At 59.0% G+C, this 17,106-nt stretch carries 9 protein-coding genes; 4 read left to right on the top strand and 5 right to left on the bottom strand.

What is annotated here, in order from left to right:
* Positions 1-6 precede the first annotated feature (6 nt).
* On the bottom strand, positions 7-1,245 hold the full coding sequence (locus EPD60_RS16075) for a PQQ-dependent sugar dehydrogenase (RefSeq protein WP_131450548.1): 1,239 nt from the start codon (positions 1,243-1,245) through the stop codon (positions 7-9).
* Between the two features lie 255 nt (positions 1,246-1,500).
* On the opposite strand from EPD60_RS16075, the gene EPD60_RS16070 reads away from it, so the two are divergent.
* The 4 genes from EPD60_RS16070 to EPD60_RS16055 all read left to right on the top strand — a co-directional run bounded on the left by EPD60_RS16070 (position 1,501) and on the right by EPD60_RS16055 (position 10,877).
* The gene (locus tag EPD60_RS16070; RefSeq protein ID WP_131450547.1) at positions 1,501-2,262 is read left to right on the top strand and encodes an acyl-CoA desaturase; all 762 of its coding nucleotides are present in this window, start codon (positions 1,501-1,503) and stop codon (positions 2,260-2,262) included.
* Positions 2,263-2,335: 73 nt separating this feature from the next.
* Complete coding sequence (locus tag EPD60_RS16065) at positions 2,336-9,178, top strand: right-handed parallel beta-helix repeat-containing protein (protein WP_131450546.1); 6,843 nt, start codon at positions 2,336-2,338, stop codon at positions 9,176-9,178.
* Positions 9,179-9,309: 131 nt separating this feature from the next.
* Positions 9,310-10,269, top strand: a complete 960-nt coding sequence (locus tag EPD60_RS16060; protein WP_131450545.1) for a c-type cytochrome — start codon at positions 9,310-9,312, stop codon at positions 10,267-10,269.
* A 218-nt stretch (positions 10,270-10,487) separates the two neighbouring features.
* Positions 10,488-10,877 carry a LytR/AlgR family response regulator transcription factor gene (locus tag EPD60_RS16055; protein ID WP_165871587.1) on the top strand — a complete coding sequence of 130 codons (390 nt, stop codon included), beginning with the start codon at positions 10,488-10,490 and terminating at the stop codon, positions 10,875-10,877.
* Positions 10,878-11,177: 300 nt separating this feature from the next.
* Here the strand turns inward: EPD60_RS16055 and EPD60_RS16050 are convergent, their stop codons facing one another.
* The 4 genes from EPD60_RS16050 to EPD60_RS16035 form a co-directional block, all read right to left on the bottom strand.
* A complete protein-coding gene (locus EPD60_RS16050; RefSeq protein ID WP_165871586.1) occupies positions 11,178-12,959 on the bottom strand; it encodes a hypothetical protein in 1,782 nt (593 codons plus the stop codon).
* A 230-nt stretch (positions 12,960-13,189) separates the two neighbouring features.
* Positions 13,190-13,369 (bottom strand): hypothetical protein, encoded by a 180-nt coding sequence (locus EPD60_RS16045; RefSeq protein ID WP_131450542.1) that lies wholly within the window; start codon positions 13,367-13,369, stop codon positions 13,190-13,192.
* 228 nt (positions 13,370-13,597) lie between these two features.
* The gene (locus EPD60_RS16040; RefSeq protein ID WP_131450541.1) at positions 13,598-14,878 is read right to left on the bottom strand and encodes an MFS transporter; all 1,281 of its coding nucleotides are present in this window, start codon (positions 14,876-14,878) and stop codon (positions 13,598-13,600) included.
* Positions 14,879-15,352: 474 nt separating this feature from the next.
* Entirely contained in the window at positions 15,353-17,026 is a 1,674-nt protein-coding gene (locus EPD60_RS16035; RefSeq protein WP_131450540.1) for a hypothetical protein, read from the bottom strand.
* Between the last annotated feature and the right edge of the window lie 80 nt (positions 17,027-17,106).

The following is a 17,106-nucleotide window of genomic DNA, read 5'->3' as shown; positions in this document are numbered from 1 at the left end:
ATACGGTTAACCCTTTTTCGCGATGCGGTAAAGCCTGCCCTCGTCCGTAACGGCATAAAGCGCACCGTCCTTTCCTTCTGTGATATCGCGAAAGCGCTGCCCCTCGCTCCGCAGGAGGCGCTCCTCCCCGGTCACACGGTTGTCGCGGATAACAAGGCGCGCAATGTGGTTGCTGTTCAGGCCGCAGATAAACAGGTCGTGCTTCCACTCGCCAATGCCGGCGCCGCTGTAAAAGGTCATGCCGCTTGGCGACAGCACCGGGTCCCAGTAATACACCGGCTGCTCCAGCCCGGCTTTCCCGGTCAGCGCTTCGCCGATGCGGGCACCACTGTATTCGTAACCGTAGGTGATGATCGGCCAGCCGTAATTCTTTCCCGCCTCAATGCGGTTGAGCTCGTCGCCGCCGCGGGGCCCGAACTCGTTCTCCCACAGGTCGCCAGTGACGGGATGAAAGGCCAGGCCCTGCACGTTGCGGTGCCCGTAGGACCAGATCTCGGGACGGGCGTCGGCACGGCCGGCAAAGGGTCCGCCCGGTGCCGGCTTGCCGTCTTTGGTGATGTGCAGGATCTTGCCCAGGGCCGAATTGAGCTGCTGCGCCTGTGGCCGGGTAACGAGGTCGGAGCGCTCGCCGGTGCTAATAAAAAGATAGCCCTGGCGGTCCACCAGGATGCGCCCGCCATAATGCAGGTTGCCATTGTATGCCGGCGTGGCCCGGTAGATGACGGTGGCGCCTTCGATCCGCGACTCGTCGGCCGACAGCCTGCCCCGGGCCACGGCCGTCAGGTTGCCTTCGTGCAGGTGCTCCGAGAATACCCAGAACACCGTGCGGTTGCTGGCAAATTCGGGGTCGATGGCCAGCCCGAGCAGCCCGCCCTGCCCGGACGCATTCACCGGGGGCAGCCCCCCGATAGCGCCGCTGAGCGTCCCGTCGGTCTTTGCGATGCGGAAGGTGCCGCCCTTCTCGGTGATCAGCAGCCGGCCATCGGGCAGCGTGGCAATGCCCCAGGGGCGCTTCAGGTCGCGGCTGAGCACCCGCCCTTCCCAGGCAGTAGCTGTGTGTACGCCGCGCACACGGGTTTGCCCCGCGAATGCCGGGCGGTAATCCGTGTTGGGGCTGCGGGTTTCTACCGGTGCACCGGTGGTGTCGCTGGTACCGGAGCCCGACGAGGAGCCGCCGGATGCTACCGTGTTGTTGCCGCAGGCGACAGCCAATACCGGGAAAAGCAGGAAAAACAAACGGGTCATGGTGTAAGGTCTTGGGTGAAAAATGGGTTCGCCAAAAGTAGGACCCGGCCAGCCTGGAAACGGGCTGTACTTGCCTTCACAGCCAGTACCGGCCCCTGGCCCGACCTGCATGCGCTTCCGAAAAGGGTGCATTTGCGCACCGCCAACCTTCCGGCAGGGCCGTTAAATCCACGCTAATGCGCCCAGCTCATCGGGTCGCAAACGCCTTTTTACCCGATCTTTGCGCGTCAGACTCATTAAATCTAAGTATCGCTCATGGCTGTTCTTGTTATTGTTCTCTTGTTTATTGCACATTGGTACCTGTCGCTTTTCACACAGACCTTTTTCCTGCACCGTTACGCCGCCCACCGCTCTTTTACGATGAGCAAAGGATGGGAGCGCTTTTTCTTTGTGCTCACGTGGCTCACACAGGGCTCGTCTTACCTCAGCCCGCGTGCCTATGGCATCATGCACCGCATTCACCATGCCTATACCGATACCGAGCTCGACCCGCATAGCCCGGCCTACGATAAAAACCTGTTTGCCATGATGTGGCGCACCAAGACCATCTTCACCAATATCCTCGAGGATAAAGTGCCGGTGGAAGAGCGCTTCAAAAAGAATATCCCGGAATGGCGCGGTTTCGACCGCTTTGCTTCCTCGGGCTTCTCCCGCCTGCTCTGGATCGGCATTTATACGGCATTGTACGTGATGTTTGCCCCCTCGCTCTGGTGGCTGCTCCTGGTGCCCATCCACGCGATAATGGGCCCCCTGCATGGTGTGGTGATCAACTGGTACGCCCATAAATACGGCCATGTCAACTTCGAGACCGACAACACCTCGAAGAACCTGTTCCGCATCGACTGGCTGATGTTCGGCGAAGGTTATCACAACAACCACCACGTACATCCTTCGCGTCCCAACTTCGCCACCAACAAAGGCGAGTTCGACCCCTGCTACCCGATTATCCGGATGCTGGCCCGTTTCGGCGTGATCCGGATCGCCCGCGCCGAGACACAACTGGCCCAGGCCGCCTAGGTTATCGTATTTCTACGTAGGCAGCTCAACTTGGCCCCGGAAGCGTTATTTTAGCAGTATCAACCTTGACTGCATGAAAATCCGCATTCTGGCGAGCCTTCTTGGCTGCCTGCTGCTCCTGAACGTTCAGGCCCGCACCATCTTCGTCCGTCCCAATGCCACCGGGAACAATAACGGAAGCTCCTGGCTCCACGCTTACACCAGCCTTACAGCCGGCCTGAATGTGGCCCTTGCGGGCGACACGGTGCGCGTGGCCGCCGGCACCTATGTCCCGGGCATCTTTATTTCCTCACGCTTTTTTATGCCCAACGGCACGGTGGTACTGGGCGGCTATTCGGCCACCGACACCCTGCAGGCCCGCGACTGGCGCCGCAATGCCTCGATCCTGAGCGGCATCACCGGCAACTCCAGCCCGCACCAGCGCATCGCCACCATCCTGTATGGGCAAGGCAGCAACGCCAGCACCGTATGGGACGGCTTCGTGGTGCAGGATTGCGAAGGCGGCGACACCATTACCACCGGTCCCGTCGCCCTTCGTTCCAGCCAGGCAACGCTGCGCAACTTCATCATCCGGAATAACGAAGGCGGTGTTTCGCTGCACGGCAGTAACGCTGTGCTGGAAAACATCATCTTTCTCCGGAACCATTTCAAGGCAGCACTTGTTACCACGGGCAGCAGTCCCCAAGTGCGCAACTGCGTATTTGCCAAAACCAACAGCAACGACTGGACCGGGAGCGCGATCGCCATCAACGGCGGCAGCCCCGAAGTGCTGCATTGCACCTTCCTCCACAATGCCAGCAACACGGTTCGTGCGGAGGGCGGCGCCACACTCAAGGTGCGCAACTCGATTTTTTATGAAAACGGGCTGGGCCTCACGCCGGGCTATTTCAATTCGGAGCAGAACATACAGCTGGCTGGCAGCACCGCGGTGATCGCGAACACGCTCTTCGACGTGGATCATCCGGGCACCGCCCTGAAGATCTCGGTAAACCCGCGCTTCCGCGACACGGCCAACCTGGCCGGCCCCGACGGGTTCTTTTTCACTGCTGATGACGGCCTCCAGTTGCTGGCGCCCTGCTCCCCTGCGCTCAACGCAGGCAACAGCGCCTTCCTGAACGGGCTGAGCACCGATATCACCGGTGCGCCCCGCAGCATCGGCCTTCCCGACCTTGGCGCTTATGAATTCCAGGGAAGCACCGGCACGGCACCGAATACCATTTATGTGCGCGCCGGGGCCACCGGCAGCGGCGACGGCAGCAGCTGGACGAATGCCTTCACGAGCCTGCAGAAGGCACTCGATGCCTGCGGCGACACCATCAAGATTTCCGCCGGCACCTATGTTCCCGCAGGATATTATTCCACCAGCTTCCAGTTGGAAAAGGGACGGGTGCTTCTGGGTGGCTATCCCGCTACCGGCACGCCCACCGACGCACAACGCGCACCGCTGGCCAACCCAACGATCCTCTCCGGCCGCGAATCAGCAACATCGGTGCGTGCCGCCGTTATCCTAACGCGCAACAGCGATACCAGCACCATCATTGACGGCTTCACAATCCGCGATGCAAAAAGCAGCGCGGTAGGAATTAATGTGATCGTAGGCGGTATCGCCCTGGCCGAGAAAGCCGGGCTCCGGGTACGCAATTGTAGCATCACTGCCAATGAAGGCAGCGGCATTACTGCCCGTCGCGGCAGCAGCGTTCTGCTCACGGATAGCTACGTGGATGGCAATACCGGCACCGGCTTTTTCATCGATTCGTCTACGCTGCGCTTCCGGCGCGGCTCGCTCAGCAACAACAGTACAACTATCGATGCGTCCATCGCAGGCTACAATGGCGGCGGTGCCGTGCTGCGCAGTGCCGATGTCAGCTTCGATTCGGTGCTGGTGCGCAGCAACCGCGCCAACTATTATGGCGGCGCCTTCTTTGCCGCGAAGAGCAGGATGACCTTCCGCTACTGCGCCGTCTACCACAACAATGCTGGCAGCCACGCCCAGGATTTCTACAACGATTCCTGCACGGCCTCCTTTGAATATTGCAGCTTCCGCGACAGTGTAAACGGCGGCGATCACGAGAACTTCTACCAGTTCAATAACAGCAACAGCACCTTCCGCTTTACCACCTTCCGGAAGCTTAGCGCCAACACAAACAGCGGTGGCGCTTTCATGAGCGACGCAAGCAAGGCCAGCTTCGTATCCTGCGTGTTCGACAGCTGCCAGGCGCCGGTGCTTTATATCAGCAACAACAGTACCCTCAACTTCACCAACTCGGTGCTGGCCAGCAACCGCGGCACGGTGCTCCGCAACCGGCACAGCATTGCCGACCTGCTTAACTGCACCATCGTCCGCAACTACACCACGAACAACGTTTTCGATGTCTTCCAGGCGGGCGGCACCGACCGCGTGATCAGCAATGCCGACAGCGCGCGGCTCTACCTGCGCAACAGCATTCTCTGGGCCAACTACCTGTGGGCGATCAATGCGCCGCCTGTGGAAATTGAAAAGCTGGGCGGCGCCCAGGCCGACGACTCCTCGGTAGTGGTGCTGCAGAACAGCATCACCCAGTTTTACGGCACCGCCGGCGTCAACGGCAACCTCAAAGGCAGCGACCCGCGCCTGGTGAACTACTACCGCCCGGCGGGCCCCGATAATATCTGGATGACATCCGACGATGGCATCCGCCTCATGCCCTGCTCTCCCGCCATCAACGCGGGACAGGCCGGCATCAATACCGAACCGACCGACATCATGGCCAACCCGCGCAGCTCGGGCACGATTGATATGGGTCCTTACGAGTTCCAGGGCGCGCCGGCCCAGACCCGTACCGTATACGTAAACGCGGCGGCCACCGGTGCCAATGACGGCAGCTCCTGGAACAGTGCCTACACTTCGCTCTGGAGTGCCATCAACAACACCTGCTCCGATACCATCAAGGTTGCTGAAGGCGTGTATAAGCCGGCGGTACACAACCGCGACAGCGGCTTCTTCCTGCAGCGCAACCGCGTGCTGCTCGGCGGCTACCCGGCTACGGGCAACCCGACAGACGCACAGCGCGCCCCTTTCCGCTACAAGACCATCCTCGACGGTGATATCGGCGTCGTGGGTGATACAAGTGATAATATTTCCGGTGTGGTGAAGATCTTCAGCACCGATACCGCTGTGGTGCTCGATGGCTTCCACGTACGCGGCGGCAAGGCCTTCTGGATCCCGCTCACCAACACGACAGACTTCCCGGCGGCTGCCTCCAATGGAGGTGGCATCTATATCTACAACGCGAAAGCAACGATCCGGAACTGTACCTTCTCCGAAAATGGTGCCGACCTGAATGGCGGTGCCGTCTACTACCAGAACAGCCGCGTCAACTTCGACAACTGCCGCTTCTTCAATAACTGGGCAGGACAATGGGGTGGCGCGGTGTGCTCGCGGCTCGACAACCAGGGCAATACTTTCCGGAACTGCATCTTTGCCAACAACCGCGCCTACAGCGGCAACTTCGGCGATGGGGGCGCCATCTTCGCCTATAGCGGTGGTGTCCGCATTGAGAACTCAGTCTTCTATAAGAACGAATCACGTCGCGGCGGCGGGGCTGTCTATGGCTATTTTGTCGCATCGGACATGAATATCAGCAACAGCACCTTTGTTCAGAACATGGCCGGCGACACGCTCGGCTCTGCTATCTACGCGCGCCTGAATACCTCGATTAATTCTTCATTACTGAAGTATACCAACAACATCTTCAAAGGCAACAGCCGCGACACGGCCCGCTACTGGAGCGACATTTACGACGACGGTTGCGTATCTACCGCTATCGGATGCCCGCGCAGCTCGATCACGTACAACCGCGTTCAGCCCTTCTTCTTTTATTCGGGCGATGTCAACTTCCGCTCCGAGCCGCTGTTCGTGAATGAGAATGATGGTGACGGCCCGGATGATGAATGGGGTACGGCCGACGACGGCCTGCGCCTTCAGCCCTGCTCGCCGCTGGTCAATATCGGCCTCACCAGCGCCGTCACCGGCAACCCCACCGACCTGCTGTCGGGCCCGCGCACCATCGGCAGCAAGCCCGACCTCGGTGCCTACGAGTTTGACGGCAACCCGGCCGGCATGCCGCTCCTGCTCAACGCCAACGACTCGCTCATCGCCAACCGCGAGTATACCACCGCCGATGGCTGGACCCACTACTACCAGGACTGCCGGTACCTGCTTTCGGTAAGGAAGAACGGCCGCAATATCGGCACCGTCGGATCAGGAACCTTCCGGGTAAAGGTGGGCACCACTACTTCGTGGTCTTCCGGCGCGGGCAGCGATCTTACCGGCGCCGCCTGGAACAGCGCGGGTACGCCCTTCGTGGCCATGAACCGCTTCTTCCAGATCACACCAACCACCGCGGTACCCGACTCCATCCTCGTGCGTTTCCCCTACAGCAGCCGCGACTGGAGCGACCTCCGGGGCAGCAACCCGGCGCTGGGCGCCCACACAGATCTGCAGTTCTTCGCCAACAACAACAGCCAGGCACCCTTCGATGGGAGCATCCCGGCCACTGCATGGAACGGGCTCAATCACGGAAGCACGCCAACGCTGCGCACCTGGACCTGGACGCAATCCGATACAAGCACCTTCTTCGCCGAATACTATGTGCGCAACTTCGGTGGCGGCTCAGGTGGCACCCGCCTTGCTGCGCCGCTCGTTGACCTCGTAGTGGCATCGGCAACGGTGAACCCTGCCGGCGCGGCGCCGAATGGTCCCGCGGTGGTCACCTTTACCGAATCCAATAACGGCACGGCCGCGGCCGGCCCGCATGCGGTGTATTTCTACCTTTCCACCGACAACGTGCTGACGCCTGGTGCCAACGGCGATGTACTGGCAGGCCAGGTGAACATTGCCGGCGCGCTTGCCGCCGGTGCCACCTCGGCGCCGGTTACAGGTACTTTCAATGTGCCCTGCGCGCTGGCTGCCGGCAACTACACACTTTTTGTGGTTACCGATGCCGCGGCCGCGATCCCCGAGATCAACGAGGCGAATAACAGCCGGCCGGTAGCCTTCACCGTAGCGGCCGGTAGCGCCACGCCGCCGGCCCCGGTCATCGGGGCAAGTCCCTCGGCCACCGTATGCGCCGGCACGCCCGTTACGCTTACCGCCAACACCGGTAATTGCGCGGGCTGTGTAGTAACCTGGAGCAACGGCGCGAGCGGCAGCAGTATTACCGTGAGCACCGCGGGCACCTATACAGCCACGGTCACCAATGGCTGCGGCACCAGCAACGCAAGCCAGGTGGTTACCGTCAATACGCTTCCGAATGTTACGCTGGGCTCCGCCACGTCCACTTATTGCGTCGGCAGTTCCTACACGCTTACTGCAGCCGGCGCCAGCACCTACGCCTGGAGCGGCAGTGACCTGAGCGCTGCTACCGGGAACCCCGTAATTTATACACCTGCCACTGCAGGCACCTTTAGCATCGTGGTTACCGGCACCGACGCCAATGGATGCACCAAAACCGCGACCCGAAACGTTACGGTAGGCACCACCCCGGTGGCTGATATCCTTCAAGGTCCCATCACCATCTGCAGCGGCACAACGGTGAACCTGCAGGTGCAGGGAAACGCCACGCTCTATGTATGGAACCCCACGGTAAGTGACAATTTCGGCACCCTGGTTACCGCTACTCCCTCCACTACGACAACCTACTATGTTACCGCCTCGCGCTCGCATCCGGTTTCGGGCGTGTGCAGCGTGAAAGACTCGGTGAAGATCACCGTACTGCCGGCAGGCAGCTGCAGCGGCATCCAGCCGGACATCGTGCTCCGCGCCGGCAGCTTCAGCCCCGCCTCGGTCAATGCCGGCAGCCCGCTCAGCACCACCTCTTCGGAAATCAACCAGGGCGGGGTGGCTACCGGAACACATAAGGTGTATATCTACCTTTCTCCCGACAACAACCTCACACCCGGTGCCAACGGCGACCTCCTGATCGGCCAGTACAATTCCTTTTCGCTGTCACCGGGATTTATCGCGACCGCTACCAACTACTCGGTTACGGTGCCCTGTACGGTTGCCGCGGGCAGCTATTATGTTTTCTATGCAGGCGATGGCGCTTCGGAGGTAACGGAAAGCAATGAAGTGAACAACATCTTTATGGTACCAACGCCGCTTACCGTCAACGGAGTGAACCTGAATGTCAGCGCGGGAAGCAGTACGCTCTGCTCCGGAAGCAGCACCACGCTTACGGCCAGCGGTGCAAGCACCTACAGCTGGTCGCCGGCAACCGGTCTCAGTGCCACAACCGGCACGACCGTAACCGCAACTCCGGCGGCGACTACAACCTATACGGTGACCAGCACTTCCGGTGGCTGCGGTGTTACCCGTACGATCACCCTGACGGTCATTCCTACCGTGATCCCTTCGGTAACGGTTACGGCCAGTGGCTGTCCTTCGGCAAATCTCACCTTCACCGCCAATCCGGTCAACGGAGGCGGCAGCCCGTCATTCACCTGGCTGCTCAACGGTACCCAGGCTGGAAGCGGCCCTACCTACTCCATTCCGGCAGCCGTGAACGGTATGCAGGTGCAGGTGCAGCTGACTTCCTCCGCCGCCTGTGCCACCCCAGCCTCGGTAAGCTCCGCGAGCACGACGGTCAGCTGCATCACCACCGCTGTGAGCAGCATCAGCGGCGTGGACGAAATGAGTGTTGCACCGAACCCGAGCCGGGGGCTCGTCACTGTGCGTGTGCGTCTTGCCACGATGCGCCGCGTTTCTTTTGTACTGCGCGACGGTAATGGTGCGCTGCTCCAGCAAACGCTACCGCAACAGGCGACCGGAACGCTAAGCCGCAGCTTCAACCTGCAGCCTTATGCCAATGGGGTATACTACCTCGAAACATGGGTTAATAATGAAAAGCGGATCGACCGGATCCTGTTGGTTCACTAAGCAAATGAAAAAAGCCCCGTTCGGGGCTTTTTTCATTTGCGGCACGAAATATCGCAGTTCATGCAGCCCCGTCGACGGCTGGTAGCCGGAAACGCTAGTTTCACTGTGTAAATCAACCGAAAACTACTGTCATGAAAAAAGTATTCCGCTACCTCGGGATCACGGTGCTGGTGATCATCGTATTGGTAGGTATTCTCGCCGCCGTGATCGCGGTACGGGGGATTCCTTCCTACAAAGCCGAAAAGATCGAGCTCGCGGTCAGCGCCACTCCCGAACGCATTGCACAGGGCCAGAAGCTGGCTACCATGCTTTGCCGCAACTGCCATTTCGACCAGAACACGGGCCGTTTTACCGGTCACCGGATGGACGACATACCACAGTTCGGCACCATCTACGCACGCAACATCACGCGAGACAAGCAGCATGGTATCGGCAACTGGACCGACGGCCAGATCGCCTACCTGCTCCGCACGGGCCTGAAGCCGGACGGCACCTACCTGCCGCCCTATATGCCCAAGCTGCCCCACCTCGCCGACGAAGACCTTTACTCCATCATTGCCTTCCTGCGCTCGGAGCATCCCTGGGTGAAGGCCGACCCGACCGTGGTGCCGCCCTCCTCCCCTTCCTTCCTGACCAAGATGATCACCGGCCTCGGGCTGATGAAGCCCTTCCCTTACCCGAAACAACCCATTGCGCTGCCCGACACCAACAACAAGGTGGCCTGGGGTAAATACATCGCGCTCGGGCAGCTGGACTGCTTTGCCTGTCACTCGCGCGACTTCGCGAAGAACGACTACTTCAACCCGGAGAAGTCGCCCGGCTTTTTCGGCGGCGGCAACGAGATGGCGAACTCATCCGGCAAAAAGATCGTGTCGCTGAATATTACCATGGACGAAGAAACCGGTATTGGCCGCTGGAGCGAGGACGATTTCATAAAGGCGGTAAAGACCGGGCAGTTGCCGCACGGCGAGAGTGCGCTTCGTGAGCCGATGACCCCTTACGCAATGCTTACCGACAGCGAGGTACGCGCCATCTGGGCCTACCTGCAGACGGTACCGAAGCTCCAAAACAAGGTGGAACGCGCCCAATAAGTTTCGTTTTTCGGGTTATAGAAAAAATCCCTGCCTTGTGCGGGGATTTTTCGTTTGTGCGGGCACGTTAGCTCGCGATCGCATTGTTGCCGGTGCGATTCCTGCAGTTCATGGTTCAAAAAAGGCCATTCAGTGTTGTCCTTTTACAGTACAGCCACGGCACCGGAGGGATGCCTGACATTTATCGCATATTGCACCAGCTAACAAAGACCACCACCATGGAACACCCAGAGATCGTTCGGGCTACGGGCCGTCCCGTCGCGGACCAATTCAAGCGACGTTTTCTCATCCGCATCAGCGAAAGGCTGATCCCGGTGGAAGCGCAGGAGATCGCCTACTTCTTCGTCGACAACAATATCACCTTTATCAAAACCTGGGACGACAAGCGCTACATCGTGGAGTTTTCGCTTACCGACCTGCAGCAACTGCTCGACCCGGAGCAGTTCTTCCGCATCAACCGGTCGCACCTCGTATCGTTCCGTTCGCTTTCCGGCATCACGCTGCATTACTCCAACCGGCTGCGGCTCAACCTGACGCCGCCTTTCCGCGAAGAGGTATTCGTAAGCCGCGACAAAGTGCCTGATTTCAAAAAGTGGATCGGGGGTTAAAAAGAAGAAGCACCAAAATGGTGCTTCTTCAAAAATCATTCTTCAGTTAGGATCCTGTCAGGAGTATGGCCAAGGCAGCAAGCAATGGTGGCTGTTGTGGTTTTTCCTGGATAGAATGATCTTCTGGTCTTTCAAAGGATCGGATCGGTTTCATAGGATACCGGCAGTTTTCATAGGGAGTGACAGTGTGTGAACGCTCTCTGTAACAAAGAAGCTAAATAGTTGTTTGTACAACAAATGCGATGCTGCGAACGGCCGGACGGGACATGTGAATCGTAAAAGACGTGCCGCCAGTGGTTTTCAGCGTCCCGCCCGTAACACCGCCCCCGAGCAAAGCACCGTGCCGCGCGCGTCCCGCACCACCACCAGATACATGCCTGCTGCGAGCGTTTGGGTTGGAATCTCCACCGCGCCCGCCCGTGCCTGCAGGTGTATCGGCGCAAGAAGAGCACCCGAAGCGGTTGTCACTGCCACCGAGACGGCACCCGAATATTCGCCCGGCAGACTTGCCCGTACGTGTTCGGCACAGGGGTTCGGAAACAGCCCCGCGGACCGGCTTCCGCCGTCCCGTATTTCTACGGGAACCGAACTCACCTGCTGCCCCGAGGCTTCCGTCAGGGTAAGCCGGTACCACAGCGGCCCGGCCCCTGGCGCCCGGTCATTGAACTGGTACCGTGCCTGCCCATCAATGCCGCGGAGCTGGTGCACAACGGTAAAGCGGCGACCATCCTCCGAGCGCAGTAGCTCCTGCGTGCTGCCGCTGCCGGCACCGGAGGCTTCCCAGTATAACTGCACGCGCTCGCCTTGCCGCGCTCCCTGCAGCACCGGTGCCCGGAGGGCAAGGGTAAAAGAGGTCGGTGGCTTCCGGATGCGGATGATACTCCCCTGCGCCTCCCCCTTGAAGGAACTGAAGAAGCCGCCCAGCACGAGGCTGTCGTCGGTGCCCTGGAAGGCCACGCGCATCACGCAATGATCGAAACCGGTGCCGGTAACGCAGGTGGCGTCGTAAGACCCGTCTGTGTTGAGGCGGGCCACGCGGTAGGCCGTATTGCCTTTATAATCGGTGAAATTGCCGCCTACCACCACCTTGCCGTTACTCATGAACGCCAGCGATTTGCTCTCGATGCCCTGCGTGCAGCTGGAGGAAGTGGAGCCGCCAAAACCGGGCGCGGTATTGAAGGTGGCGTCGTAAGCGCCATCCGTATTTATACGGACAAGGTGGCCAGCATTGTTGCCCCGGTATTGTGTGAAGAAACCGCCGACGTAGATCTTGCCGCCGTATACCTGTACATTGCCCACCGAGCTGTTGAAGCCATCCCAGCGCCCGGTCCACAACGTATTGTCGGTAGTGCCGTTCGTATTGATGCGCACAAAGCGCCAGCAGTCGGCGCCGTTGACGCGGTAGAACTCCCCGCCGGCCAGGATCCTGCCGTTTTCATCCACCGTGAGCGCATAAACGGGTCCGCCGTCGATGATGGGCAGCGCGGCATTATCAAGCGAGCCGTCGGTCTTGAGCTGCACCAGGCCGCCGCCGTTTCCGGCCGACACGAGCGTGCCGTTGAAGTAATTGAATTGGCCGCCGGCGATGATCCGTCGCTTCAGCGGGTCGGCGTCGTTGCGCACGCCTACCGCCCACACGATGAGCTCGCCCGCATAGCTGCCCGAGATGCCTGTGCCGGGATTAAAGCCGGCGTCGAGCGCACCCGAAGGCAGCAGCCGGGCAATGCCGCTGCGGCTGCTGCCATTAACGTTCGTAAACGATCCGGCGATGATAATGGCACTGTCCCAGGGTTGCACCGCGATGCAGTTGATCCGGCCGCCACTGACAACAGGCACGGTAAAGGTTGGATCGGGCGTGCCATTGGGCGACAGGCGCAGGATGCGGTTGTAGGCGAAAGACCCCTGGTAGGCATGAAACTCGCCCCCGATCAGGATGCGCTTGTCGGAATAGATCACCATATCGCGCACATTGATGGTGCTGGTGGGCAGGTTAAGGTTGAAGAGATTGTCGCGCACAAAGGATTGTGCGGGGCATGTGGCAGCGCAAAGCATCGCCAGGCACAGAAGCCAAAGCTGTCTCATAGGATCGGATTTTAGATGGTGCGTTGAGGCAGCGCTAATGTGGACATACCGGCGCCAAATGAGAAAGCAACATCCGGGAATTGCAGCGAGCGAAAGCTGAACAGTAAAAACCGACAGGTGAGCCGTATTAGGAAAAACATCCATGAATGGATGAGCTTGAACGAACCGTCACTCCTGGAAATAAAAACACCCCCGGAAGCGGGGGTGACGAAAAATTACAATTACCGGATTTACAGTCCCTGGTAGCCGCCGGAGGGATAGCGCCGCTGGTAGCGCCGCGCCTTTTCCTGGAGCTCCAGAACTTCAGGCGATACCCACGGCATCCGTGCCGGTGCGGTCGTTTGCTCCATTTGAGGTTGAGCTTGCGATTCCCGTACCGGGATGCTGCGCTCTTTCACTTTCTTCTCCATCTCGCCTTGGTTTTTTGTGGTGAATAATTGATTGGCCGTATGCCACCTTAAGTGTTTCTGGTGACATTGTAAAACTACAATTACCATTAGGGTAAAACAAGCTCTACTACCATTGTTTCTGGCACCGGGAAAAAGCCGCTGAGCCGCGTAAACCCTTGCTGGTCCGGCATTTGCGCCTGATCCGGATGGAACGGCCAAGTATTTTCAGCTTTGTTAAAAGAAGTGGATTCAGAGTGTGGTCCGGCCCGTTTCGCGCATCCGCAGGTAAACGATGAGCGAACAGCAAACGCAGGCAGATACATAAAGGTAAAACCAGGTTTCATGACCGGCTTTTTTGGCCCAAAGCGCAACATACTCGGCCGTGCCTCCAAAAACGGCTGCGGCGATCGCGTAGGGGAAGCCGACACCCAGGGCACGCACCCCGGCGGGAAAGAGCTCTGCTTTAACAACCGCGTTAATGGAAGTATAGCCGCTCACCAGCAGCAACCCCAGCAGCATCAGCGCAAAGGCAGCCCCGGGTGTGGTCACGTGGCTCAGCGCCAGCAGCAGCGGGTAGGTAGCCAGCGTGCCGCCGAAGCCAAATGCGAGCAGCAAAGGCCTACGCCCGATGCGGTCGGACAGGGCGCCGAAAGCGGGCTGCAAGGCCGCGAAGATCAGCAGGCTCCAGAACGAAAGGCGGGTTGCCGTGGCCAGCGGCAGGTGCACCGTATTGACCAGGAACTTTTGCATATAAACCGACCAGGTGTAAAAGGCGAGCGTACCTCCCATCGTCATACCCACCACAATGCCCACTGCCCTGGGATGCCGCATCAATTCGCGCAGGGAGCCTGTGCCTGCATACTCCTGCGCCTCGGCAAAGGCCTCGGTTTCTTCAAGGTGGCGGCGCAGGTAAAAGACGAACACCGCGAGGGCGGCGCCGATGAAAAACGGGATCCGCCAACCCCAGTCCCGCAGCCCGGATTCGGGCAGAAGGCGCTGGAGCAGCAATTGTACGGCAAGAGCCACCAGCTGTCCGCCGATCAGCGTCACATACTGAAAGCTCGAGTAGAAGCCGCGGTGCCTGCTGTGCGCCATTTCGGAGAGGTAGGTGGCGGAGGTGCCGTATTCACCGCCGACGCTCAGGCCCTGCAGCAGGCGGGCCGAAAAAAGAATGACCGGCGCCCAGAAACCGATGCGGTCATAGGCCGGGGTACAGGCAATGAGCAGTGACCCGAAACTCATGAGCAGGATCGAAAGGGTCATCGACAGTTTGCGGCCTTTCCGGTCGGCAAGACGCCCGAAGAGCCAGGCGCCGATCGGGCGCATGAAGAAGCCGACTGCGAAAATGCCGGCGGAATTGAGCAGCTGCGCGGTCGGGTCGGCGCCCGGGAAAAAACGGGGGGAGAAATACAGGGAAAAAGCCGCGTAGGCATACCAATCGTACCATTCCACCAGGTTGCCCGCCGAACCGCCGGCAATGGCCCGGAGGCGGCGACGGTGGCCCGCCCGGGAGTTATCAGTTGACTGCATCGGGCGAAAAACTAGGACAAATAAAGTAGCGCCCGAAATATCTTTCTCCTTTTTGCGTTTTAACACGACACATAAATGTATCGGTCGTAACTTGGTTCCAGATTCAAACAAATAAAAACCCTACCTACATGAGCCTGAGAGAAGTAATCGCTGTGCTGCTTGGTTTGAACAAAAAGCCTGTGCTCGTTCCCGTCCCGGTAAAAAACAATCAGCGGAAAAGCTAATTCCCTACATAATTAATTTATCGATCCCCGACGCTGCCGTCGGGGCTTTTTTTACCTCACCCCCGGCCCCTCTCCGGGACGGAGAGGGGTGCCTCAGTTCAACATTCATTACTATTTGAACCTTTACGCTGATTGAGCTCCAAAGCAAAGAGCGGATATTATCCAGTTTATTATCCAGGCCAAACAAAAGACTGTTCGAAATAGAAATAACTATCCCGGAGAGGGGCCGGGGGTGAGGTCTGGGGTGAGGTTACACCACCACCTTACGGCCCGTCGCCGTCGTTCGCTTGTTTTTAAGAAACTTCTCGTGGATCACCTGCGCCATCGATTTCTGGTGCACCTTGGCTTCGAGCCAGGAGATGATGTCGAGGTAAGCAAAGGCGCGTGTTTCGAAGCGGCTTTTCTCATAGCGCTTCATCTGCTCCAGCAGGGTGCGGAAGGCCTCGTGCACCTTGCGCGGCGAATGATGAAAATGCTGGCGCAGGAAGGCGAACATCTGCTCCTCGATCACGGTCAGGTTCTGCATCTTGGCCATATAGCGGTACACCGAGCGCACCAAGTATTCCATCAGGTCGTAGTTGCCCAGCTCGTAGTGTGCCAGCAGGTGCAGCAGGCGGGCATAGCACTGCAGGTCGTTGCGCAGGTCTACCTTCCAGTGAATGATCTTGTGCACGTAGTCGATGGCCTTCTCATAATCGCCCGAACCGAAGTACAGGGACGCGATCTTATAGTAAAATACCAGCACGCGGTGGCGGTCGATAAAGCCGTTGTATTCTTCCAGCATCTGCTCCACATAGGGCACCAGCGCCAGCCCCTCGCGGAAGGTGCCTTCCATGAAATGCTGGTTGATGCGCGCCGTGGTAAGGTAGATAAAGACCTGCACCCGGTTGTTGTGGTTCTTCTGCACGATGTCGGAAGCGGCAAAGGCCTCGAAGCGGTCGAGGGTCTCCTGGAACCCGCTGAAGTTGCGCAGGTCGAAGTGGGCATTGCACAGGTTGTGCAGCCCCTTGATATAATGCCCCGTCTCCACCTGGATCATCTGCGGGTTCTGGTGAAAGAGATCCACCCATTTCTGCACGTAGCGGTAGTACTGGATAAAGTCCTGCCGGATAAAGGCAAACCACATATAGCTCTGGTAGAGGTAGAGCGCTTCGTAAAAGCCCATCTTCGCCAGCTCGCCCGTATTCACGCCCATCTTGGCGAGCTCGGCGGCCGTAGTGCCTTCGGGAAGCGTCGTTTCCAGACCCGGCACAAGGTGCTTGGCGGCTACCCGCAGGGCGCGGTTGATGCGGTTGCGGAAGAACTCCTTCACATCCGCTTCATCCTGCTCGTTGCGGGCATGACCGTTCTGGATATACCAGCTGTAAAGCTGCAGCGACAGGTTGGACAGGTGCGTGATGATGCGCCGCTTTTCATTGATCTCCTGCGCTTCCTGCGTCAGTTGCTCCGCGCGGCCTTCCATGGAGCGGGTGATGTGCAGCACCTCGATCTTCTTTTCGAGTGAAATGATCTGGATCAGGAAAGAATCCTGGTTATAGGACTTTGCCGTTTCCTTAAGACGCTCCAGGATGCGGAGGCTTTGCAGGTAAAGACCTTTATTGTACAGGATGCGGGCATAATCGAGCTGCTCGTGCAGCTGGATGTCGATGTTCTCATCGTTGCTCAGCAGGCGCAGGGATGCCAGGAGCTGGCGGTACAGGTGCGCCTTGCTGTTGGACAGCTGCTGCTTTTTGATCGAAGGCACACGCTTCAGGAGCTGCGCTTCGTCGTAATCCTTCATCTTATCGAGCGCGTCGAAAAGGTGCACGATCTTGAGGTCCTCGTTGGAGGAGTTCCGCGTGATATACAGCTTGAAGTTCCTTTTCTCCGCCTTTTGCAGCGAATGAATCAGGTTGAACAGGTCGTCACTCGATCGGTTGGGCATCGTAGCAAAATTACGCCGAATTGCAGCACGGGAAAGGCCGGGGCCGTACGGTGCCGTCATTCAGGATGATAAAAAAGCCT

The sequence above is a fragment of the Flaviaestuariibacter flavus genome (genome assembly GCF_004337505.1).
Lineage (GTDB): Bacteria > Bacteroidota > Bacteroidia > Chitinophagales > Chitinophagaceae > Flavisolibacter > Flavisolibacter flavus.
The sequence above is the reverse complement of the archived record's forward strand: the minus strand, read 5'-3'. Positions and strand labels throughout refer to the sequence as shown.

Bases quoted from the DNA above. Each gene is read 5' to 3' on its own strand.
- EPD60_RS16075 (WP_131450548.1), bottom strand. From the start codon at position 1,245: ATGACCCGTTTGTTTTTCCTGCTTTTCCCGGTATTGGCTGTCGCCTGC.
- EPD60_RS16070 (WP_131450547.1), top strand. From the start codon at position 1,501: ATGGCTGTTCTTGTTATTGTTCTCTTGTTTATTGCACATTGGTACCTG.
- EPD60_RS16065 (WP_131450546.1), top strand. From the start codon at position 2,336: ATGAAAATCCGCATTCTGGCGAGCCTTCTTGGCTGCCTGCTGCTCCTG.
- EPD60_RS16060 (WP_131450545.1), top strand. From the start codon at position 9,310: ATGAAAAAAGTATTCCGCTACCTCGGGATCACGGTGCTGGTGATCATC.
- EPD60_RS16055 (WP_165871587.1), top strand. From the start codon at position 10,488: ATGGAACACCCAGAGATCGTTCGGGCTACGGGCCGTCCCGTCGCGGAC.
- EPD60_RS16050 (WP_165871586.1), bottom strand. From the start codon at position 12,959: ATGAGACAGCTTTGGCTTCTGTGCCTGGCGATGCTTTGCGCTGCCACA.
- EPD60_RS16045 (WP_131450542.1), bottom strand. From the start codon at position 13,369: ATGGAGAAGAAAGTGAAAGAGCGCAGCATCCCGGTACGGGAATCGCAA.
- EPD60_RS16040 (WP_131450541.1), bottom strand. From the start codon at position 14,878: ATGCAGTCAACTGATAACTCCCGGGCGGGCCACCGTCGCCGCCTCCGG.
- EPD60_RS16035 (WP_131450540.1), bottom strand. From the start codon at position 17,026: ATGCCCAACCGATCGAGTGACGACCTGTTCAACCTGATTCATTCGCTG.